Origin of the sequence: Rhodoplanes sp. Z2-YC6860, from assembly GCF_001579845.1 — a bacterium.
Taxonomy (GTDB): domain Bacteria; phylum Pseudomonadota; class Alphaproteobacteria; order Rhizobiales; family Xanthobacteraceae; genus Z2-YC6860.
Window position 1 is genome coordinate 1,362,047 of record NZ_CP007440.1, and the last position, 20,137, is coordinate 1,382,183.

24 protein-coding genes are annotated in these 20,137 nt (G+C 64.2%); 10 read left to right on the forward strand and 14 right to left on the reverse strand.

Annotation, left to right across the window (positions count from 1 at the left end):
- Nucleotides 1-28 precede the first annotated feature (28 nt).
- Together RHPLAN_RS06255 and RHPLAN_RS06260 are read right to left on the reverse strand one after the other, a co-directional pair.
- Entirely contained in the window at nucleotides 29-703 is a 675-nt protein-coding gene (locus RHPLAN_RS06255; protein ID WP_068014866.1) for an alpha/beta hydrolase, read from the reverse strand.
- A gap of 12 nt (nucleotides 704-715) precedes the next feature.
- Nucleotides 716-1,513 (reverse strand): DNA-3-methyladenine glycosylase family protein, encoded by a 798-nt coding sequence (locus tag RHPLAN_RS06260; protein ID WP_068014870.1) that lies wholly within the window; start codon nucleotides 1,511-1,513, stop codon nucleotides 716-718.
- Nucleotides 1,514-1,634: 121 nt separating this feature from the next.
- Between RHPLAN_RS06260 and gluQRS the strand changes: the two genes are divergently transcribed.
- The gene (gluQRS, locus tag RHPLAN_RS06265) at nucleotides 1,635-2,510 is read left to right on the forward strand and encodes a tRNA glutamyl-Q(34) synthetase GluQRS (protein WP_068014873.1); all 876 of its coding nucleotides are present in this window, start codon (nucleotides 1,635-1,637) and stop codon (nucleotides 2,508-2,510) included.
- A 34-nt stretch (nucleotides 2,511-2,544) separates the two neighbouring features.
- A complete protein-coding gene (locus tag RHPLAN_RS06270; protein ID WP_068014877.1) occupies nucleotides 2,545-3,735 on the forward strand; it encodes an ATP-binding protein in 1,191 nt (396 codons plus the stop codon).
- On the opposite strand, the gene RHPLAN_RS06275 is transcribed toward RHPLAN_RS06270, so the two are convergent.
- Both RHPLAN_RS06275 and RHPLAN_RS06280 read right to left on the reverse strand, forming a co-directional pair.
- Complete coding sequence (locus tag RHPLAN_RS06275) at nucleotides 3,722-3,976, reverse strand: GlsB/YeaQ/YmgE family stress response membrane protein (protein WP_068014880.1); 255 nt, start codon at nucleotides 3,974-3,976, stop codon at nucleotides 3,722-3,724. The two genes, RHPLAN_RS06270 and RHPLAN_RS06275, sit on opposite strands and share 14 nt — an antisense overlap.
- Nucleotides 3,977-4,053: 77 nt before the next feature.
- Nucleotides 4,054-6,018, reverse strand: coding sequence for an ethylmalonyl-CoA mutase (locus RHPLAN_RS06280; RefSeq protein ID WP_068014884.1), 1,965 nt, complete (start codon nucleotides 6,016-6,018; stop codon nucleotides 4,054-4,056).
- A 220-nt stretch (nucleotides 6,019-6,238) separates the two neighbouring features.
- Here RHPLAN_RS06280 and ccrA point away from each other — a divergent pair, with 220 nt between their 5' ends.
- The gene (gene ccrA, locus RHPLAN_RS06285) at nucleotides 6,239-7,531 is read left to right on the forward strand and encodes a crotonyl-CoA carboxylase/reductase (protein WP_068014887.1); all 1,293 of its coding nucleotides are present in this window, start codon (nucleotides 6,239-6,241) and stop codon (nucleotides 7,529-7,531) included.
- Nucleotides 7,532-7,735: 204 nt separating this feature from the next.
- Here the strand turns inward: ccrA and RHPLAN_RS06290 are convergent, their stop codons facing one another.
- From RHPLAN_RS06290 to RHPLAN_RS06300, 4 genes are all read right to left on the reverse strand, one after another.
- Complete coding sequence (locus RHPLAN_RS06290; RefSeq protein ID WP_068014890.1) at nucleotides 7,736-8,548, reverse strand: hypothetical protein; 813 nt, start codon at nucleotides 8,546-8,548, stop codon at nucleotides 7,736-7,738.
- Nucleotides 8,549-8,755, reverse strand: coding sequence for a hypothetical protein (locus RHPLAN_RS06295; RefSeq protein ID WP_068014893.1), 207 nt, complete (start codon nucleotides 8,753-8,755; stop codon nucleotides 8,549-8,551).
- 112 nt (nucleotides 8,756-8,867) lie between these two features.
- Nucleotides 8,868-8,999, reverse strand: coding sequence for a GMC oxidoreductase (locus tag RHPLAN_RS38205; protein WP_084244419.1), 132 nt, complete (start codon nucleotides 8,997-8,999; stop codon nucleotides 8,868-8,870).
- Nucleotides 9,000-9,151: 152 nt separating this feature from the next.
- On the reverse strand, nucleotides 9,152-10,030 hold the full coding sequence (locus tag RHPLAN_RS06300) for a YihY/virulence factor BrkB family protein (protein ID WP_068014896.1): 879 nt from the start codon (nucleotides 10,028-10,030) through the stop codon (nucleotides 9,152-9,154).
- A gap of 240 nt (nucleotides 10,031-10,270) precedes the next feature.
- Between RHPLAN_RS06300 and RHPLAN_RS06305 the strand changes: the two genes are divergently transcribed.
- A complete protein-coding gene (locus RHPLAN_RS06305) occupies nucleotides 10,271-11,923 on the forward strand; it encodes an acyl-CoA dehydrogenase family protein (protein ID WP_237180060.1) in 1,653 nt (550 codons plus the stop codon).
- 94 nt (nucleotides 11,924-12,017) lie between these two features.
- Nucleotides 12,018-12,464, forward strand: coding sequence for a host attachment protein (locus RHPLAN_RS06310; RefSeq protein ID WP_068014905.1), 447 nt, complete (start codon nucleotides 12,018-12,020; stop codon nucleotides 12,462-12,464).
- A 199-nt stretch (nucleotides 12,465-12,663) separates the two neighbouring features.
- Here RHPLAN_RS06310 and RHPLAN_RS06315 read toward each other — a convergent pair whose 3' ends face one another.
- A complete protein-coding gene (locus RHPLAN_RS06315; RefSeq protein ID WP_068014908.1) occupies nucleotides 12,664-13,593 on the reverse strand; it encodes an NAD-dependent epimerase/dehydratase family protein in 930 nt (309 codons plus the stop codon).
- Nucleotides 13,594-13,784: 191 nt separating this feature from the next.
- Between RHPLAN_RS06315 and RHPLAN_RS06320 the strand changes: the two genes are divergently transcribed.
- The 5 genes from RHPLAN_RS06320 (at nucleotide 13,785) to RHPLAN_RS06340 (ending at nucleotide 17,307) form a co-directional block, all read left to right on the forward strand.
- Nucleotides 13,785-13,979, forward strand: a complete 195-nt coding sequence (locus RHPLAN_RS06320) for a twin transmembrane helix small protein (protein ID WP_157100089.1) — start codon at nucleotides 13,785-13,787, stop codon at nucleotides 13,977-13,979.
- 5 nt (nucleotides 13,980-13,984) lie between these two features.
- Nucleotides 13,985-14,557 (forward strand): cob(I)yrinic acid a,c-diamide adenosyltransferase, encoded by a 573-nt coding sequence (locus tag RHPLAN_RS06325; RefSeq protein ID WP_068014914.1) that lies wholly within the window; start codon nucleotides 13,985-13,987, stop codon nucleotides 14,555-14,557.
- Between the two features lie 148 nt (nucleotides 14,558-14,705).
- The gene (locus RHPLAN_RS06330; RefSeq protein WP_068014917.1) at nucleotides 14,706-15,455 is read left to right on the forward strand and encodes an electron transfer flavoprotein subunit beta/FixA family protein; all 750 of its coding nucleotides are present in this window, start codon (nucleotides 14,706-14,708) and stop codon (nucleotides 15,453-15,455) included.
- Nucleotides 15,452-16,396, forward strand: coding sequence for an electron transfer flavoprotein subunit alpha/FixB family protein (locus RHPLAN_RS06335; protein ID WP_068014919.1), 945 nt, complete (start codon nucleotides 15,452-15,454; stop codon nucleotides 16,394-16,396). The genes RHPLAN_RS06330 and RHPLAN_RS06335 overlap by 4 nt, the downstream gene beginning before the upstream one ends.
- 29 nt (nucleotides 16,397-16,425) lie before the next feature.
- On the forward strand, nucleotides 16,426-17,307 hold the full coding sequence (locus tag RHPLAN_RS06340) for a 3-hydroxybutyryl-CoA dehydrogenase (RefSeq protein WP_068014922.1): 882 nt from the start codon (nucleotides 16,426-16,428) through the stop codon (nucleotides 17,305-17,307).
- 49 nt (nucleotides 17,308-17,356) lie between these two features.
- Here RHPLAN_RS06340 and RHPLAN_RS06345 read toward each other — a convergent pair whose 3' ends face one another.
- The 5 genes from RHPLAN_RS06345 to RHPLAN_RS06365 form a co-directional block, all read right to left on the reverse strand.
- The gene (locus tag RHPLAN_RS06345) at nucleotides 17,357-17,773 is read right to left on the reverse strand and encodes a GFA family protein (RefSeq protein ID WP_068014925.1); all 417 of its coding nucleotides are present in this window, start codon (nucleotides 17,771-17,773) and stop codon (nucleotides 17,357-17,359) included.
- A gap of 90 nt (nucleotides 17,774-17,863) precedes the next feature.
- Nucleotides 17,864-18,496 (reverse strand): glutathione S-transferase family protein, encoded by a 633-nt coding sequence (locus tag RHPLAN_RS06350; protein WP_068014927.1) that lies wholly within the window; start codon nucleotides 18,494-18,496, stop codon nucleotides 17,864-17,866.
- A gap of 37 nt (nucleotides 18,497-18,533) precedes the next feature.
- On the reverse strand, nucleotides 18,534-19,313 hold the full coding sequence (locus RHPLAN_RS06355; RefSeq protein ID WP_068014931.1) for a DUF899 domain-containing protein: 780 nt from the start codon (nucleotides 19,311-19,313) through the stop codon (nucleotides 18,534-18,536).
- A 46-nt stretch (nucleotides 19,314-19,359) separates the two neighbouring features.
- Complete coding sequence (locus RHPLAN_RS06360; RefSeq protein ID WP_068014935.1) at nucleotides 19,360-19,737, reverse strand: VOC family protein; 378 nt, start codon at nucleotides 19,735-19,737, stop codon at nucleotides 19,360-19,362.
- A gap of 10 nt (nucleotides 19,738-19,747) precedes the next feature.
- Nucleotides 19,748-20,104: a DUF1428 domain-containing protein gene (locus RHPLAN_RS06365; protein ID WP_068014937.1), complete on the reverse strand. Its 357-nt coding sequence runs from the start codon at nucleotides 20,102-20,104 to the stop codon at nucleotides 19,748-19,750.
- Nucleotides 20,105-20,137 lie beyond the last annotated feature (33 nt).

Consider the following 20,137-nt stretch of genomic DNA (forward strand, 5'->3'; position numbering starts at 1 on the left):
GCGCGCAGCCGCCGCAATTGACGTGCGATCAGCGCATCAGGCCGAATCGCCTGGCCAGGAATTCGCCGCCGTGACGCAATCCTTCCTGGTCGATGCCGTGGCCGACGCCGGGCGACATGTGCCATTCGACCGGGACCTCCAGCGCAGCCAGATCCTGGGCGCTCTGGAACAACGCCTGCGGCGGGATCAGTTGATCCTCGTCGCCATGGACCAGCAGCACCGGCGGCCGGCCCTTGATCTCGCCTTTGACCGCGGCGGGCTCGGCTTCTTCAGGCAGCACGAACAGCCCGGAATAGCCGACGATGGCGGCCGGCGGCACCGCGCGGCGCAGCCCGACGTGCAGCGACATCATGGTGCCCTGGCTGAAGCCGACCAGAGCCAGTGCCTGCGGCGGCAGCTTGCGGCGCGCGAGCTCGGCATCGAGGAAGCGTTCCAGAACGGGGGCAGCCTTGCGCACCCCGTTCCAGCGCTCGTCCTGGGCACGGGTGAACAGGTCGAACCACTGCCGTCCTGTCGGGGCCTGGCCGCAGGGTTCCGGCGCGTGCGGCGAGACAAAGGCGGTATCCGGAAGCAGCGGCTGCCAGGCGCGGCCGATCTCGATCAGGTCGTTGCCGTCGGCGCCATAGCCATGAAGGAAAACCACCAGGCGTTTCGCCTGTCCGCCGCGCGGCTCAATCCGCGGTCCGTCGAGTTCACCGGCCATTTGTCTCAACACTCACTTGTTGCGCGGACGCGCCGCTCCGTTGGCTTTCTCGATAGCTCTCTTGATAACTCTCTTGGCAACGGCCTTCTTGGCCATCGCCTTCTTCGTCACTGTCTTGGCCACCCGCTTGGCCTTCACGGGCGGCCAGGCAGGTTTGACTGGCGTCGGCGCCATCACGCCTTCCCGACGCTTCACCACATGATAGTAGGCCCAGAACAGGTGCGCGGCCACGCCGCGCCATGGCCGCCACGGCTCGCCGAGCTTGATCATCTCTTTGGCGTCCGGCCGCTCCTTGAGATCGAGCACGAGCTTCACAGCTTCTTGCACGGCGAGATCGCCGGCCGGCCAAGCGTCGGCATTGCCAAGGCAGAACAGCAGATAAATATCCGCGGTCCATGGCCCGATGCCGTGCAGCGCCGTCAGCGCGGCGTGGGCGTCGTCGGCCTCCATCTGCGCGACCTTGTCGAGGTCGATGTCGCCGTCGGCGATGGCTTTGCCGATCGCCCTGATGGACTTGATCTTGGCCATCGACAGGCCCAGCCGCTTGAGCTTGTCGGTGCGCGCAAGCCGCACGGCGTCGTGGTGGAACGGGTCGAAGGCGGCAAACAGCCGGTCGCGCATCGCCGCAGCACTTGCGGTCGAAACCTGCTGGCCGCAGACGATCGCGCACAGCCCCGCATAGCCGCCTTCGCGGCGGCGCAGCGCCGGCATCCCGGTCTTTTCCAGGATCGGCGCAAGCCGGGCGTCCTGCGCCACCAGCGCGGTCATGCCGGCCTGAAGATCGGTCTCGGTGTGGAGAAACGACGACATGGATTTTCGCTTGGGGTGATCTGAGGATGTTCAAAGCATACTGGGCATCGCGGTCAATAGGTGTGCGAGACCGTTTGGGATGGCATGATGGCCGGCGAATGCATGTGTGGCCGATTAACTGATGACGCAACCCGTTTTTCGCTTTGCCCCGAGTCCGAACGGGTATCTGCATCTCGGTCACGCGCTTTCGGCGCTGCTCAACTTCGACATGGCGCGGGCGGCCGGCGGCCGGTTTGTTCTCCGGATGGAGGACATCGACGGGACGCGTTGCCGGCCGGAGTTCGAGGCCGCGATCGTCGAGGACCTCGCCTGGCTCGGCCTCGAATGGGAGCAGCCGGTGCGACGCCAGTCGGCGCACTTCGACGAATACCGCACGGCGCTCGACAGGCTCGATGCGATGCGCCTGACATTCCCTGCCTTCGAGAGCCGCGCCGAGATCGCTCACATGATCGCCGACCGCGATGTGCGCGAGCGCTGGCCGCGCGATCCCGATGGCGTGCCCATTTATCCCGGCGCGGCGCGGCAGATGCGCCACGACGATCGGCTGGCGCGTATGGCGCGTGGCGACGCTTTCGCGATCCGGCTCGATATCGAGCGCGCCATGGAATGGTCCGGGCCGCTGACATGGGCCGAGACCGGATCAGGCCCGCAGCGCGAGACCGGCGCGATCGCGGCCGATCCCGCGGCCTGGGGCGATGTCATCGTCGGCCGCAAGGAGACACCGACCAGTTATCATCTGTCGGTCGTGCTCGACGACGCGTTGCAGGGCGTCACCCATGTGGTGCGCGGCCAGGACCTGTTCTGGGCGACCAGCGTGCATCGCTTGCTGCAATCGCTGCTCGACCTGCCGGCGCCGATCTACCATCACCACCGGCTCATGCTGGATAGCGAGGGACGCAAGCTGTCCAAATCGACGCAAGCGACAGGCCTGCGTGAGCTGCGGATGGCCGGCGCCACGCCTGCGGATATCCGCAGGCTTGTCGGCCTCGCTGCATAGCCGCACGGCGCCTGCCGTGCCATCTTGATCGCCGATGGCAAAGGCCAAACGCAAGAAACCTGTCAGGACACCCGCGAAGAAGCGGAGCAAGGTCCGTCGCCCGTCGCGCCGTTCCGCGACCGAGGTGGCGCTGGCCTCGCTCGCGCACGAGATCCGCACGCCGCTCACCGGCATCCTGGCGCTGGCCGAGCTGCTCAACACATCCGATCTGCCGGACCGCGAGCGGCACTGGGCCGAGACCATCCGCGGTGCGGCCGATCATCTGGCGCGCCTGACCGCCTTTGTGGTCGATGCCGCCAGGGCCGACGCGAGAGGGTTGGCGCTCCGCGCCGAAAGCTTCTCGCCGCGGGAGCTTTCGCGTTCGGTCGCGGGACTGCTGGCGGTGCGCGCCGAGGGCAAGGGACTCGAAGTCCGAACCGAGATCAGCGACGGCCTGCCGGCGCGCCTCGAGGGCGACGTGGTGCGGCTGCGCAGCGCGCTGGAAAATCTGGTCGACAACGCGGTGAAGTTCACCGAGCACGGCCGTGTCGGCTTTGCTGCATCGGCCGGGCGCGCCGGAAAGGGCCGCGTGCGGCTCACCTTCACGGTGACGGACAGCGGCATCGGCATCACGCCCGCCGAGTTGAAGCAATTGTTCCAGCCATTCGCCCAGGCCAATCCCGACATCGCGCGGCGCTTCGGCGGCACCGGGCTGGGCCTCGTCTTCGTCAAAAGGATCGCCGAGGTGATGGGCGGCGATCTCAAGGTCACGAGCAAACTTGGGCGTGGCAGCACGTTCCGCATGACGGTGGTGCTGGAAAATGGCGCGGCCGCGGCGCCGGGCGCGGCCGACATGGTCGCGGTGCCGAGCCTTCGCGTGTTGTGCGTCGAGGACAATCCTTACGGCCGCGTCGTGCTCGGCACCATCCTGCGCGAGCTCGGCCACACGGTCAGCTTCGTCGGGCGCGGCGATCTTGCGGTCGAGATCGTTGAGCGGGGCGAGCACGATGTGGTGCTGATGGACGTGACGCTGAACGGAATCGACGGCGTCGAGGCCACGCGGCGCATTCGCGCGCTGCCCGCGCCCCCGGGCAAGATTCCGATCGTCGGCGTGTCGGGGCAGACCGAAGCCCACGATGAAGCCGCGGCGCGCGCGGCCGGCATGGACGGCTATCTGCGCAAGCCGGTCACGCCGGCCGAGCTGTACTCGGCCTTGCAGGCGGTCAGCCGCGTCAGCGGCGCCTGATCAAACCGATGATCAGCAGCAGGATCACCGCGCCGATGGTGGCGTTGATGATCGCGCCGACGATGCCGCCGCCGATAGCGATCCCAAGGCGCGGCAGGAGCCATCCCGCGATAAAGGCGCCGACAATACCGATCACGATATCGCCGATCAGGCCGAAACCGCCGCCGCGGACGATCAGACCGGCGAGCCAGCCCGCGATAGCACCCACGAGCAGGAAAATAAGGATTGATTCAAGACCCATGATGATCTCCCGGCGCCCAGTCGGCACTCGCGGCCGATGCGCGTAAAGCGGAAGCCTATCGTTTGACAGGTCGGCTGTCAGCCGTCGCCGGCGCGGCTTTCAACAATCCGCACCAGGTCGGTCATGATGCGGTTAAGCTCGAAATCCTTCGGCGTGTAGACGGCGGCGACGCCGGCCTGCTCCAGCTCCTCGGCGTCTTCCGGTGGAATGATGCCGCCGACCACAACCGGCACATCGTCGATGCCGGCCTCTCGCAACCGGCTCAGCACGTCCTTGACCAGTGGCAGATGGCTGCCTGAGAGAATCGACAGCCCGACCACATGGGCCTTCTGCTCGCGCGCCGCCGCGACGATTTCCTCCGGCGTCAGCCGGATGCCCTGGTAGACCACCTGCATGCCGGCATCGCGCGCCCGCACCGCGATCTGCTCGGCGCCGTTGGAATGGCCGTCGAGGCCGGGCTTGCCGACGAGGAACGTGAGGCGCCGGCCGAGCTTTCGCGACACGCGGTCGACGTCGGCGCGGACGTCATCGAGCCCGCCGACGTCGTTGCGCATGGCTTGGCCGACGCCGGTCGGCGCTCGGTATTCGCCGAAGCTCTCGCGCAGCGTCCAGCCCCATTCGCCGGTGGTGACGCCGGCTTTGGCGCAGGCAATGGACGCGGGCATGATGTTGGTGCCGTCCTTCGCGGCGCGTTTGAGATCGGCGAGCGCGGCCGCGACAGCTTTGGCGTCGCGCGCGGCACGCCACGCTGTCAGCCGCCCGATCTGATCGACCTCGGCCTCCTCGGACACCGTCATGATCGCTTCGACGCCTCCGGTGAGCGGCGAGGGCTCGCTCTCGAGATACTTGTTGACGCCGACCACGACCTGATCGCCGCGCTCGATCGCTTCGAGCCGCGCGGTGTTGGAGTCGACGAGCTGCCGCTTCATGTAGCCGCTTTCGACCGCCGCGACCGCGCCGCCCATCTCCTCGATGCGCTTGAGCTCTTCCTTCGCCTCGCGCTTGAGCTCGTCGACCTTGCGGGTCACTTCGGCGGAGCCGTCGAACAGATCGCCGTATTCCAACAGGTCGGTCTCGTAGGCGAGGATCTGCTGCATGCGCAGCGACCACTGCTGATCCCACGGCCGCGGCAGGCCGAGCGCCTCGTTCCAGGCCGGCAGCTGCACGGCGCGGGCGCGCGCGTTCTTCGACAGCGTCACGGCCAGCATCTCGATCAGAATGCGCGCGACGTTGTTCTCCGGCTGCGGCTCGGTGAGGCCGAGCGAATTCACCTGCACGCCATAACGAAACAGCCGCTGCTTGGGATCGGTGACGCCGTAGCGTTCGCGGGTGATCTCGTCCCACAGCTCGGTGAAGGCGCGCATCTTGCAAATCTCGGTGACGAAGCGCAGTCCCGCATTGACGAAGAACGAGATGCGGCCGACCACCTCGCCGAACTTCTCCTGCGTCACCTCGCCGGACTTCTTCACCGTGTCGAGCACGGCGATCGCGGTGGCGAGCGCAAAGGCCAGCTCCTGCACCGGCGTCGCGCCCGCCTCCTGCAGGTGGTACGAGCAGATGTTCATCGGATTCCATTTCGGCAGCTCGGTCGTGGTGAAGATCGCCACGTCCTTGATCAGCCGCATGGACGGCGCCGGCGGAAACACGTAGGTGCCGCGCGACAGATACTCCTTGATGATGTCGTTCTGGATGGTGCCTTGCAGCGCCGTGCGCGGCGCGCCCTGCTCGTCGGCGACCGCGATGTAGAGCGCCATCAGCCACGCCGCGGTGGCGTTGATGGTCATCGAGGTGTTCATCGAGGCGAGCGGGATGTTGTCGAACAGCGCCCGCATGTCGCCGAGATGGCAGATCGGCACGCCGACCTTGCCGACCTCGCCCTTCGACAGCACGTGATCGCTGTCGTAGCCGGTCTGCGTTGGCAGATCGAAGGCGACCGACAAGCCGGTCTGGCCCTTGGCGAGGTTCTTTCGATAGAGCGCGTTGGAATCGCGGGCGGTCGAATGACCCGCATAGGTGCGGAAAATCCAAGCCTTGTCGCGCATCGTCGCCGCCTTGTTCCGTGGCCCCGGCCTTCGGATAAACGGGCATTTTCGCAACGCAAACAGTAGAGGAACCTCCAATCATAGCCCCGTCACAGCGTTTTTCGCAATTGCGACATAAATCTTATTGCTATGCAGCAAAGGCTGGCGCAGACTTTGTGAACACGGGAATTGGCGCGCTCGATCCGCTTCGCTCGGCGAGCAGGCAATTGGAGTGTGAGGCATGGCGACCGTCACGCATCTCAACCCGCCCAAAGCTCCGCCGCAGTCGGCGGCACACAAGGACCTTTACGGCATCGGCGAGGTTCCGCCGCTCGGGCATGTGCCCGAGAGGATGCACGCCTGGGCGATCCGCAAGGAGCGCCACGGTCCGCCGGACCAATCGTTCCAGCTCGAAGTCGTGCCCACGTGGCCGATCGGCGAGGACGAGGTGCTGGTCTACGTCATGGCGGCGGGCGTCAACTACAACGGCGTCTGGGCCGGGTTGGGTGTGCCGATCTCGCCGCTCGACGGCCACAAGCATCCGTTTCACATCGCGGGCTCCGACGCGGCCGGCATTGTCTGGGCGACGGGCTCCAAGGTGCGGCGCTGGAAGGTCGGCGACGAGGTCATCGTCCATTGCAATCAGGACGACGGCGACGACGAGGACTGCAACGGCGGCGATCCGCTGCTGTCGCCGTCGCAGCGCATCTGGGGCTACGAGACGCCCGACGGATCGTTCGCGCAGTTCTGCCGCGTGCAGTCGCGCCAGCTGATGCCCAAGCCCAAGCATCTGCCGTGGGAAGAGGCGGCCTGCTACACGCTCACTCTCGCCACCGCCTACCGCATGCTGTTCGGCCACGCGCCGCACACCATCAAGCCGGGCGACTGGGTGCTGGTGTGGGGCGCCTCCGGCGGTCTCGGCGTGTTCGGCGTGCAGCTTGCGGCGGCCTCCGGCGCGTTCGCCATCGGCGTGATCTCCGAGGATTCCAAGCGCGATTACGTGATGGACCTCGGCGCGCGCGGCGTGATCAACCGCAAGGACTTCAAGTGCTGGGGCCAGATGCCCAAGGTCAACACGCCCGAATACAACGACTGGGTGAAGGAGGCGCGCAAGTTCGGCAAGGCGATCTGGGACATCACCGGCAAGCGCGACGTCGACATCGTGTTCGAGCATCCCGGCGAGGCGACGTTCCCGGTGTCGTGCCTCGTCGTGAAGCGCGGCGGCATGGTGGTGTTCTGCGCCGGCACCTCGGGCTTCAACATCACGTTCGACGCGCGCTACGTCTGGATGCGGCAGAAGCGGATTCAAGGCTCGCACTTCGCCCATTTGAAGCAGGCCTCCGCCGCCAATCAGTTCGTGCTCGACCGCCGCATCTATCCCTGCATGAGCGAGGTGCTGCCGTGGGACCAGATCCCGCACGCGCATCACCTGATGTGGAAGAACGAGCACAAGCCCGGCAACATGGCGGTGCTGGTGAACGCGCCGAAGCCGGGATTGAAGACGCTGGATGATGTGATCGAGGCGGGGCGGTGAAGCTTTCGGCGGATTAGTCTGGAAGTCGCGGTGTCGGCGGTCGATTCCGCCTTGGGTTGCTTGGAGCGCTCGGCCTCAGTGGTGTCGTTGAGCGCGGATTGTAGGATAGGTTTCGCTCCGCTCAGCCCGTGCTACGCTTGCTACCGAGACAACAATTTGGGCATGAATTTTGATCCACCCCCTTATTGCAAAAACTCAGATTCATCACCCAGAAATTGGAGCGTTGAGTAGCAAGTCGCCCACCTTGCGATTCTCGGTAATGTCTTTATTCACTTCATCAATTGTACGAAAATCGCCCGGCAGAACAGTTGTCACGTGCAGCACGGGCAGCTTCAAGTAAACGATGTCCCACGCGCGGTACGTGTACTCGCTGAGGTTCGTGATGTTGCAGAGTCGATGGTCAACCGGTGGATGACCATCCACGCTCATGATGAGACCGAACGGCGGGAACGCAATCTCCGAAAATACATGTTGCTTGTTTGGCCCTTTCTTCATCCCAGTCAAACCCGATTGTCGGATCGCTGCAGACTCAGGGTGATGCAGATAGGCGAAGAATTGAAACTTCGGTGGGAACTGCCGCGTGTCACGGTTCAGCACAAAGCGCACTAGGTCCGGATTCTTCTCTTGAAGCCCAGGGCCGCACGCTGAGAAAAACATGGTCACGACTTGTTTCAAGAAGCGAAGCGGGAACATCCCGTAAGGGTATGCGAGAGATAGATTCCCGTTGGACCGGTACAGCAGATGCATCGCTTGCTTTGCGACCTGCACGTACGACTCGCCATACCATGAGCCCGTGTCATTGTTGCACTTGCCACAGAGCGAATAACGTCCGGCGCCCCTCTGCTTCCAGCTTCCCTCAGTTGGCCGCTCGCCAGGTGCCCATTTCCCCTCCATCAACTTTTCAATGTCGGCCTCGAAAACACGATGGTCATTAAAGGCGGCGGCCGGCGGGACATGCTCAAACGAGAGCTTGCCCTCTGTCCCGCAAATGCAGCAAATGCCGGTGGTATCCACCATTCACTTTGCGCTCTTAGCCCAATTGTCGAACTCGCGACGGGTCATGAATTTCCCATCGACGCGAATTTTGTAGTGGCGGTCGAGCCGCCACTTGTGTGCCTTGACCTCCTCGATGGTGTCGTATTCGCCCTCGCGCTCATACGGATCATCATTGATGTCCGTGCGGTACACTACGAACCGCTTCATCATCTCGCCTTCGATCTTCATGGATGCCTCCGACGCATGGCATATCGTGGTGCGCCGTGGCTTCTCCAAGAGGGTGTACTGATGCGGGGATTGAGTTTTCCGCAAGCCGGAAAGCAGCCATTTTTTCAGCTATTTAGTCGAGGCTCCCTTCTTTGGCCGACGGCATGCTCGGCATGAACGAAGCGCCGATCACGCGCAGGTTCTGCAGTCCGTGCACCTTGAGTTCGTCGCTCACCACGCTCGACTTGTCGGCGGCGGGTCCCATCCGGTAAGTGCGGCGGGTCCCATCCGGTAAGTGCGGATCAAGTGCCAGACCGTGCCGCGATACTGGCGAGCCCGTTGCAGGATATCGTCGTCGGTGCGCACGCCGCCGACGGGAAATGTCTCGCGGGCCGCTCTCGAGAGCTGTCGTGTGAGCTAGCTTTCAGCCGCTTCCGTGGCTTCCAAAGGTGCCTTCTGCGCCTCCCGCCAGCGCAGGATCGCAGCATTCAGCTCACCACCCATAATAAAGATCGACGCGATCGTGTAGAGAAACACCAGCGCGACCATCACCGAGGCGAGGCCTGCGTAGTAGCTCACATAGGCGTTGGCGAAGTTCGAAAGATAATCGCCGAACAACTCGCCGGCGATCAGCCAGAGCACCAGCGTCACGCCGATGCCGGGCAGGATCGTGACGAAACGCCTGCGGCCGGCGGGCAGCCACTTGTGCACGATGAACAGCGCGACGATCAGCACGATGGCGGCCGCGGAGATGCGCAGCGAGTCGAACAGGGACCAGAGCGGGTGGAGGCTTGGCGCGTAGCGCACGGCCGTCGTGATCATGAGCGGTGCCAGCACGATGAAGAACGACAGCGCGAGCAGGCCCATCGCCCCGATCAGCACATAGCCGATGGATTCGAGACGCAGCAGCCACCAGCTTCGGCTTTCGATCACGCCATAGGCGCGGTTGAGGCCGATGCGCAGGCTCTCGACACCGCTCGAGGCGAAATAGATCGCGAGCACGGAGCCGATGGTGAGCAGGTCGCTGCGCGCGCCGAGCAGCACGCGGCGGATTTCGCCCGCGATGGGCGTCGCGACCTCGGTCGGCCAGGCCTGCAGCAGGATGTCGGCCACCTGGTCGGCAAGCTGCGCCGAGCCGAACAGCAAGCCGCCCAGCGCGGTCACCAGAATCAGAAACGGAAACAGCGACATCAGCGCCGACAGCGCGATGTGGCTCGCGATCGCCCAGCCGTCGTCGGCGAGAAAGCGATAGAAGGCGTCCTTGACGACGCGGTAGCAGAGCGTCAGAAGGCGCACTGCGTGCTCCCAGCAGTCCCGATGCCCTTGAAATCGCGGATAATTCGCTGCTTGGCAAGGGACGCCACGACAGTTCGGCCATGAAAACCGCGGGCTGTGGCTCTGTCGCCAAATCGGGCAGGGCTTGCCCGAGTTTCGCACATGAATTGCATTGCGCCGCAAATTTGTGCGCTGCACACTACCGGCAGTTTCTGGTTCCCGAGGTGACGACATCCCATGCCGCAAGCCGCCCAGCGAAGCATGCCCGCCAACACACTGCTCACGACCGCGCGAGACGCGACGCAGGCGGCCGAGGCGCTGCTGACTGACGCGACCGCGAAGGTGCGCGAGCGCGTGGTGCTCGACGGCAAGCCGTCGCCGCGCCTTCTCGATCGCGAGCAGCGCGCCACGCATGGCCTGTCCTGGCTCGCGACGTATGTCGAAGCAGTGCGGCAACTCGCGGCCTATGCGGAACGGTTGAGCGACGCCGGCCAGCTCTCGGAGCTGGAAGAGCTGATCATCCGCATCGGTCTCGGCGAGTATCTCGCCCAGATGCAGGGCGGCATCCCGATCAGCCAGAACGAGATCGTGCGGCCGGCCGATCTTGGGCTTTCGCTCTCCGCGGTCGCAGCGCGCATGAACCCGGCCGTCGAAGCGCTGATCGCGACCGGCAACACCGCCGAGAACCGTGCGCGGCTGGCCGAGCTGATCGGCGACAGCCACGGCGCGACCGTCGGTGTCTGCGCCATCGACGACACGCTCGAGCAGGTCCGCGACGAGATGCGCAAGTTCGCCAACAGCGAGGTGATCGAGCACGCCCACGGCTGGCATCGCACCAACAGCTACATCCCGTTCGAGATCATCAAGCAGATGTCCGAGCTCGGGGTGTTCGGCCTGACCATCCCGGAAGACTACGGCGGCATGGCGCTCGGCAAGGAATCCATGTGCGTGGTCTCCGAGGAGCTGTCGCGCGGCTATATCGGTGTGGGCTCGCTCGGCACGCGCTCGGAGATCGCGGCCGAGCTCATTCTCGGCGGCGGCACCGAAGAGCAGAAGACCAAGTGGCTGCCGAAGATCGCCTCGGGGGAAATTCTTCCGACCGCGGTGTTCACCGAGCCCAACACCGGCTCCGACTTGGCCTCGCTGAAGACGCGCGCGGTGCGCGAGGGCAATGTCTACAAGGTCTACGGCAACAAGACCTGGATCACGCATCCGGTGCGCGCCGATCTGATGACTTTGTTGGTGCGCACCAATCCGAGCGAGAAGGGCTATCGCGGGCTGTCGATGCTTCTCGCCGAGAAGCCGCGCGGCGACGACAAGACTCCATTCCCGGCGCAGGGCATGACCGGCACCGAGATCGAGGTGCTCGGCTATCGCGGCATGAAGGAATACGAGATCGCCTTCGACGGCTTCGAGGTGAAGGCCGAGAATCTTCTGGGCGGTGTCGAGGGGCAGGGCTTCAAGCAGCTGATGGCGACCTTCGAGTCGGCGCGCATCCAGACCGCGGCGCGCGCCATCGGTGTGGCGCAGGCCGCGATGGAGCAGGCGCTGAACTACGCCAAGAGCCGCGTGCAGTTCGGCGAGCCGATCGTCAAATTCCCGCGCGTCGCCGACAAGATCGCCATGATGGCGGTCGAGATCATGATCGCGCGGCAGCTCACTTATTATGCAGCGAGGCAGAAGGACTCCGGCCGCCGCTGCGATCTCGAAGCCGGCATGGCGAAGCTGCTCGCGGCGCGCATCGCCTGGTCGAATGCCGACAATGCCGTGCAGATTCACGGTGGCAACGGTTTTGCATTGGAGTTCCCGGTATCGCGCATCCTGTGCGACGCGCGCATCCTCAACATCTTCGAGGGTGCGGCCGAGATCCAGGCACAGGTGATCGCGCGTCGCCTGCTCGATGGCTCAAATTAAGGCAGAGGGGCTTCGCAACCCGGAGCGGCCTCGAGCGTTTCATGGACGCGGCTCGCGCGGACTCCCCAACAATAATCCCAAAACGGAGAACCTCATGGCTGAACTCAAGATCGATAGTGGCGGATGGGTCGTCGTCTGCGACGGCGCCAAGGCGCTGGTGCTGGAAAATGCCGGTAACCGCATGCGTCCAAATCTGACAACACGCCAGGTCTTCGAGCAGCCGGACCCGCCCGATCGCGAGATCAGCGCAGACAAGCCGGGCCGCGCCATCAACTCGGTCGGCGAAAGGCGAAGCTCCGTCGAACAGGTCGATCGCCATGATCAGGAGGAGCAGCGCTTTCTCGCCAGGATCGCGGATCATCTCGACAAGGCGGTGCTGGCCGGCGAAACGCCATCGCTGATCGTGGTCGCGCCGCCACGCGCCATCGGCGTTCTGCGCCGCTGTTACTCGTCGCACGTCCGGCAGGCGCTGCGGGCCGAAGTCGAAAAGGATTTCGTCAAGCTGCCGGTCAAGGAGATCGAGCGGCATTTGTGCCAGTAGCCGTTGAGTGAAGTTGAGGTGTTGCCTCACAGGCGGTGCGCTCCCTCTCCCCCATAGCCCGTCGAAGACGGGCGTGAACGCCCTTTTGGAGGAGAGGGTCGGGGTGAGGGGACCTCGCTCTCTCGATAAACCGTACCCCCTCACCCGCCGCACTGCGTGCGGCGACCTCTCCCCATGGGAGAGGTGAAGAAGCCAACGATCAAGCGCGGTAGCCGAGCTCTCGCAAACTCGCCGCGACAGCTTGCTGCAGCGGCGTCGACGGAATTTCGCCGATGGCGCTCTGAAGCTTGTCGCCCGAGACGCGGTGCGGCACGCGCCACAGATACTCCAGTTCGGACAACTCGCGCCCCAGCGGCAGCAGCCGGCCGAAGGTCTTCAGCATCCACCAGCCCATCAGGCGGACGTTGAATTTGCTGCGCGTGACGGCTTCGATCGCGGCGATCAGCTCGTTGCCGGTCGGCGCGTGGCCGGGAAAGCCGAACGTTTCGAACGCCGCGAAGTCGGCACGTTTCTTGGCGAGTGTCACCAAGGTCGCTGCGAAATCCGGCAGGTAGGCCCAGGCGTGCATCACGTCGAGCGGACCCGGATAGGTCAACCGCTGACGGTCCATCTCCTTGCAGATCACGAGATCGAGCCACGAGCCTCGGCCGGCGCCGTAGAAATCGCCGGCGCGCAGGACGATCGCGCGCATGCCGCGATCGGTCGCCTCCTTGACGCGCTGCTCGATCTCGACGCGCATCTTGCCCTTGCGCATGGTCGCCTGCTGCGGCGTGCTCTCGTCGATCACGCTCGGCATGTCGCGGCCGAAATTCCACACGCTGCCGGGAAACAGCAGCGTCGCGCCATTGCTTTCGGCCGCCGCGATCGCGCCATAGGCGAGCGACAGCGCGTTCTTGTCCCAGAGCGTGATGTGCGGATTGAGCGCGTTGAGCACCACATCGCAGCCTTCGCCCGCCTTCACGGCTTCGTCGCGGGTGACGGCCTCGACCGGCTCGACGCGGCGGGGCACGTCCTTGGCGCGGCCCGGCCGCACCAGACCCTTCACGGTCCAGCGGGCATCGCGGAAAGCTTCGGACGCGACATAACCCAGGCGGCCGGCGGCCCCCATCACCAGGATGCGGCCGCTCATGGGATTGTCCGGGAAGGTTCGGTGCGCTGCGGGGTCGATTTCAGTGAACGCATCATGCAGGGACTGCTTTCGATATTCATGCGCCCTATATAGGATTTGACGGGCGAAGGTCGCGGACAAAATGGCGCGACGGGCGAGTGAGCCGCCGCGCCGGGGATTGCGCCCTCCGTTTGAAGTGATAGGACAGCCCGATCATGGAATTCATGTCTCATTTCGCCGTGCCCATCGCCATTGGCGCCGTTGCCGTGATCCTGGTGCTCGGTCTCATCAACATGATGCGCGGCGGCTCGCCGAACACATCGCAGAAGCTGATGCGGATGCGCGTGTTGTTCCAGTTCATCGCCATCATCGTCATCATGACGACGATCTGGATCATGCAGCACTAGCCGCCATGGTGGTTCTCAACCGCATCTACACCCGCACCGGCGACGACGGCACGACCTCTCTCGGCTCGGGCGACCGCCGCAAGAAATACGATCTGCGTGTCGATGCCTACGGCACGCTCGACGAGGTCAATGCCACCATCGGCCTCGTCCGCCTGCACACCGCGGGCGATGCCGCGCTCGATCCGGCGCTGGCGCGGATCCAGAACGATCTGTTCGATGTCGAAGCCGATCTCTGCTTGTCGGAGAAGGGTCCTGGCGGCGCCCGGCTTACCGTCACGGACGCCCAGGTGACATGGCTCGAAGGCGAGATCGACCGCCTCAACGAGGAGCTTGCGCCGCTGCGCTCCTTCATCCTGCCGGGCGGCACCCCGGCCGCGGCGTATATGCATCTCGCCCGCACGGTGTGCCGAAGAGCCGAGCGCATCATGGTCGCGCTGCGCGACCAGCCGGGCGAGACCGTCACGGATGCCTCGCTGAAGTACGTCAACCGGCTGTCGGATTTCCTGTTCGTTGCCGGCCGCTACGCCAACGACAAAGGGGCGCGCGACGTGCTCTGGGCGCCTGGCCAGAACCGGTGAGGGAGCAGGTCGTAAACCTGCTGGAACCGGCCATTCAGCCCAGGTATTCCGCCCCGGCGTTGACCCCGAATACCGCCGCGACTAGGGTGCGCCGCACCAAACCGGGCCTCGATTTCGGGGCAAAACGGCCCGAGGAGCTGAAGAAAATATGAAGATCGTGGTGCCTGTGAAGCGGGTGGTGGATAAGGACATCAAAATCCGCGTGAAGGCCGACGGCTCGGGTGTCGAGCTTGCCAACGTCAAAATGTCGATGAATCCCTTCGATGAGATCGCCGTGGAAGAGGCGATCCGTCTGAAGGAAGCAGGCAAAGCCACCGAGATCATCGCTGTCTCGGTCGGCCCGCAGCAGGCCTCCGAAACCATCCGCACCGCGCTCGCCATGGGCGCCGACCGCGGTATCCTGGTGAAGGCCGACGGTGCGGTCGAGCCGCTCGCGGTCGCCAAGATCCTGAAAGCGGTGATCGATGCCGAGCAGCCGGGCCTCGTGATCATGGGCAAGCAGGCGATCGACGACGATTGCAACGCCACGGGCCAGATGCTGGCCGCTCTCACGGGCTGGTCACAGGGCACCTTCGCGTCGAAGCTCTCGGTCGAGGGCGACACCGTGCAGGTGACCCGCGAGGTCGACGGCGGCTTGCAGACCGTGAAGCTGAAAGGCCCCGCGATCATCACGGCCGACCTGCGGCTCAACGAGCCGCGCTACGCGTCGCTGCCGAACATCATGAAGGCCAAGAAGAAACCCATCGACGAGAAGACGCCCGATGCCTATGGCGTCGACATCGCGCCGCGGCTCGATGTCGTGAAGACCGTGGAGCCTTCGGGCCGCAAGTCCGGCGTCAAGGTCGCTTCACCGGCTGAACTCGTCAGCAAACTGAAGGATGCAGGAGTGCTCGGATGACCACGCTTCTCGTAGCCGAGCACGACAACAAGTCGCTCAAGGATTCCACCAACAAGGCGCTGACCGCAGCGAAAGCGCTGGGCGGCGACGTGCACATCCTCGTCGCCGGCAAGGACGTGAAGGCCGTGGCCGATGCCGCTGCCAAGCTCGACGGCGTCAAGAAGGTGCTGCTCGCAGATGGCGCAGTGTACGAGCACGCGCTGGCCGAGCCGCTTGCGGCGCTGATCGTCTCGCTCGCCGGCTCCTACGATGCGATCCTGGCGCCCGCCACCAACAACGGCAAGAACGTGATGCCGCGCGTCGCAGCCCTGCTCGACGTCATGCAGGTGTCGGACGTCAGCAAGATCGTTTCGGCCGATACTTTCGAGCGGCCGATCTATGCCGGCAACGCCATCCAGACCGTGAAGTCGAAGGACGGAAAGAAGGTGCTGACGGTCCGCACCTCGACCTTCCAGGCCGCTGGCGAAGGCGGTTCGGCACCGGTCGAGGCGGTGGCTGCGGCGGCCGACCCCGGCGTCTCGGCCTTTGTCGGCGAGGAGCTGTCGAAGAGCGACCGGCCCGAGCTCACCTCGGCCAAGATCATCGTCTCGGGCGGCCGCGCCATGCAGAGCCGCGAGAACTTCACCAAATACATCGAGCCGGTGGCCGACAAGCTCGGCGCCGCGGTCGGCGCCTCCCGCGCCGCGGTCGATGCCGGCTATGCGCCCAACGACTGGCAGGTCGGCCAGACCGGCAAGGTGGTGGCGCCGGAACTCTACGTTGCGGTCGGAATTTCCGGCGCGATTCAACATCTCGCCGGGATGAAAGACTCCAAGGTGATTGTTGCTATCAACAAGGACGAAGAGGCGCCCATCTTCCAGGTCGCGGATTACGGCCTAGTGGCGGACCTCTATCAGGCAATGCCCGAGCTTGAGGCCGAACTGGCCAAGATCAAGCGCTGAACGCTGCTGAACGGTTTCGGATCGACATCATGGCGCAGACCATTCGGAAGATCGGCATCATCGGCGCGGGCCAGATGGGCAGCGGCATTGCCCACGTCTGCGCGCTTGCGGGCCTTTCGGTGGTGCTCAACGACATTGCGGCACCGCGGCTGAAGGATGCGCTCGCCACCATCAATGGCAACATGGCGCGTCAGGTCACCCGCAAGCGCATCACCGAGGAAGACAAACAGACCGCGCTGAAGCGCATCTCGACCGCCGAGACCTATGAAGGGCTCGCCGACTGCGACCTGGTGATCGAGGCCGCGACCGAGAAGGAAGAGGTCAAGCGCAAGATCTTCGCCGAGCTCTGCGCAAGTCTGAAGCCGGACACGATCGTCGCGACCAACACCTCGTCGATCTCGATCACGCGGCTTGCCGCCTCGACCGACCGGCCCGAGAAGTTCATCGGCATCCATTTCATGAATCCGGTGCCGCTGATGGAGCTGGTCGAGCTCATCCGCGGCATCGCGACCGGCGATCCCACGTTCGAAGCCGCCAAGGAGTTCGTCAAAAAGCTCGGCAAGACCGCGGCGGTGTCCGAGGATTTCCCGGCCTTCATCGTCAACCGCATTCTGCTGCCGATGATCAACGAGGCGATCTACACGCTCTATGAAGGCGTCGGCAATGTCGAGGCGATCGACACCGCGATGAAGCTTGGCGCGCATCACCCGATGGGGCCGCTCGAGCTGGCGGACTTCATCGGCCTCGATACCTGTCTCTCGATCATGCAGGTGCTGCACGAGGGGCTCGCCGACACCAAGTACCGGCCGTGCCCGCTGCTGGTGAAGTATGTCGAGGCCGGCTGGCTCGGCAAGAAATCCGGCCGCGGCTTCTACGACTATCGCGGCGAGAAGCCGGTGCCGACGCGCTGATTCAACGAAGTTGAATCAGCCCCCGGGGGGCGCGCGTCTCTCTCAGACTTTATTGCGTCTCGACCGGCTCGACCGCAGCCGGCACGTCAAACCAATGCGGGCGCCGCGAGGCCCAGAACAGCTTCTCGGGCTTTCCGAAGCCGGGATCGGCGAAGCAGCCGATGGACACGCCGATAATTTTCGGCAGCACTTGGAGCCGGTAGAAAACACAGCCGCCGCAGACCGGGCAGAAGTCCATTTCCTGCCAACGGCCGGCGTCCGTTGTTCGCCGGTAGCTGCGCACTTCGCCGCTGACCGTCACGGCGTCCTCTGCAAAGAACCCGGAATACGAGAACGCACTGCCGGTGCTGCGCTGGCAGTCGAGGCAAGAGCATGCATGGACCATTTGCGGCGGGGCCGTGACCGTCACGGCGAGACCGCCGCAGATGCATGACGCTGTCTTCGGATAGACCGTCGGTTCGGCCATGGGTGCTCCCGTTCGTTCCCGGTGTTGTGACGAAAAATTTGGCGCCGCCCCGGATGTGGGGCGGCGCCACGAAAAGTCGAGTGAGGTGAACTAAGCCGCGGCTGCGAATTGCGGCGCGGTCTGCTGCCAGCACGGCAATGCAGAAACGCGGCCGAACCACGCTTGGACGTTCTTGTACGGCGCCAGCGGCAAATCTGCGCCCTGCGCGTGGAACAGCGGTGCGGCGACGACGAAATCCGCAACCGTGACGTCGTTGCCGACGAGATAAGGCTGCTTGGCAAGATGAGCGTCGAGCACCGCCGCATCGCGGTTGAAGCATTCCAGGCCCTTGGCGACAGCCGCCTCGTCCGGTGGCCCCATATTGGCGAGCTTCTTCACCAGGCGATTGAAGATCAACGGCTCGCAGCTTTCCTTGCCCCAATGCGCGAGCTGCCAGCTTTGCCAACGCATGATATCCGCCCGCGTGCGGGCATTGTCGGGCCACAGCGTATTCGGCTTCTGGCTCGCCAGATACTGCATGATGGCGTTCGCCTCCCAGAGCTTGAAGTCGCCATCGGTCAGCGCGGGTGTGCGGCCGGTGGGATTGACCGCGAGAAAGGCCGGCGTGTGCGACGCCCCTTTCAGCAGGTCGACATACTCGTAGTCCAGAGCAACCCCGAGATGGGCCGCGAGCGCGCGCACCTTCCAGGTGTTGGGAGAGGGCGTAAATCCGTAAAGCTTCATGACGTTACTCCTGCTGTTGAACTCGATTGTCGCCCATTCAGTCGCAGCACGACGCGTTGGACTTCGGCTGCTGATATTCGGCTTTGCTGTCGACAGGGCTCTCGTCGTAGCGGTCGTGATGACGGACCCAGGACATGGAGAAGGCGAGGCCGTCTTCGTCGCGGCCCTTCGGCGCGAGGTCGAGCATGTTGTAGGTGCCGACCAGGATGTCGAGACCGCGGCCGTAGGTGGAGTAGGTGTGAAACACCTCACCGGCGTCGTTCTTGATGAACACGCTGAGTCCCGGCGCTTCCTCGGCCGGGAAGCTGGTCACCTGATAATTGTAGTAGGCCTGCTTCTTCTCCAGCTCATCTTTGCTGAACGAGACATGGTAGTCGCGGTTGAAGTCGTTACCGAAAGACGACACCCATTTGAAACGCCAGCCCATGCGCTTCCGGAAAGACTCGATCTCGCTGATTGGCGCGCGCGAGACCACGAGAAACGTCAGGTCGCGATGCGCCAGATGAATCGCGGCACCGTCGAAATGATCGGCAAGGTAGGAGCAGCTCGGGCAACCCTGCTCCCAGCCGGGGCCGAGCATGAAGTGATAAATCATGAGCTGGTTGCGGCCGCCGAACAGCTCGGACAAGGTCTGACGGCCGTTCGGACCGTCGAACACATAAGTCTTGGCGACCTTCACCCATGGCAACTCGCGCCGCTTCCGGCTGAGCTCGTCTCTGGCATGGGTGAATTCCTTTTCGGCCGCGAGAAACGCTTTGCGCGCGGCGAGCCATTCGTCCTGCGAGACGATTTTGTGCATCGGCATGCTCATAGCCATCTCCCGTGACAGGAACTCAAGCGGCAGGGACTTAAGTGACAGGGACTTAAGTGACAGGTGTGATCCAGCCGACGCCGGCCCCGCCGGGCTCGGTGAGGATCGCGATGCGCCCCACGTTGGGGATGTCGAAGACCGGCCGCATCAGCTTGGCGCCTGCGGCCTCTGCTTTCTTCACGCGTGCGTCGACATCGTCGACCGCGAGATACGACATCCAGCCGTCGGGCACGCCTGTGAACTCCGGACGATTGGTCGGGAAGATGCCGGCGACCGGCTTGCCATCCTGGATCGCCAGCCAATAAGTCGTGCCGTCGGCCATCGGATGCGGCTGATAGGTCCAGCCGATGCTCTTGCCGTAGAACGTCTTGGCCTGGTCGACATCGCGGGCAAGCCGCTCGTTCCAGTGAAAGTGGCCGTGAGCCGTCATCCGAACCTCCTCACATCGTCAGTACGTTTTTGAAACCGCCGTAAATCATCCGCTTGCCGTCGAACGGCATGTCCTTGCCGCTCATCATGTCGGCGAGCCGCTTGTCCTTCATCACCTTGGCGTTGATTTTGTCGCGTTGCGCGCGGCTCTTGTAGGTGATCCAGGAGAACACGACCGTTTCTCCGCGTTTGAGCTTCACCGAGCGGGGAAACGACGTCCATTTGCCGACCTTCACGTCGTCGGCGATGCTTTCGCAGTAGTCGATCGCACCGTACTCCTTCCAAATCTTGCCGGCCTTCTTGGCCATGGCGAGATAGGCCTTCATCTTGGCCTTCGGCACCGGAACGATGAACCCATCGACGTACATGCAAATCCTCCCGTTTGTTGTGTTTCGGATGGA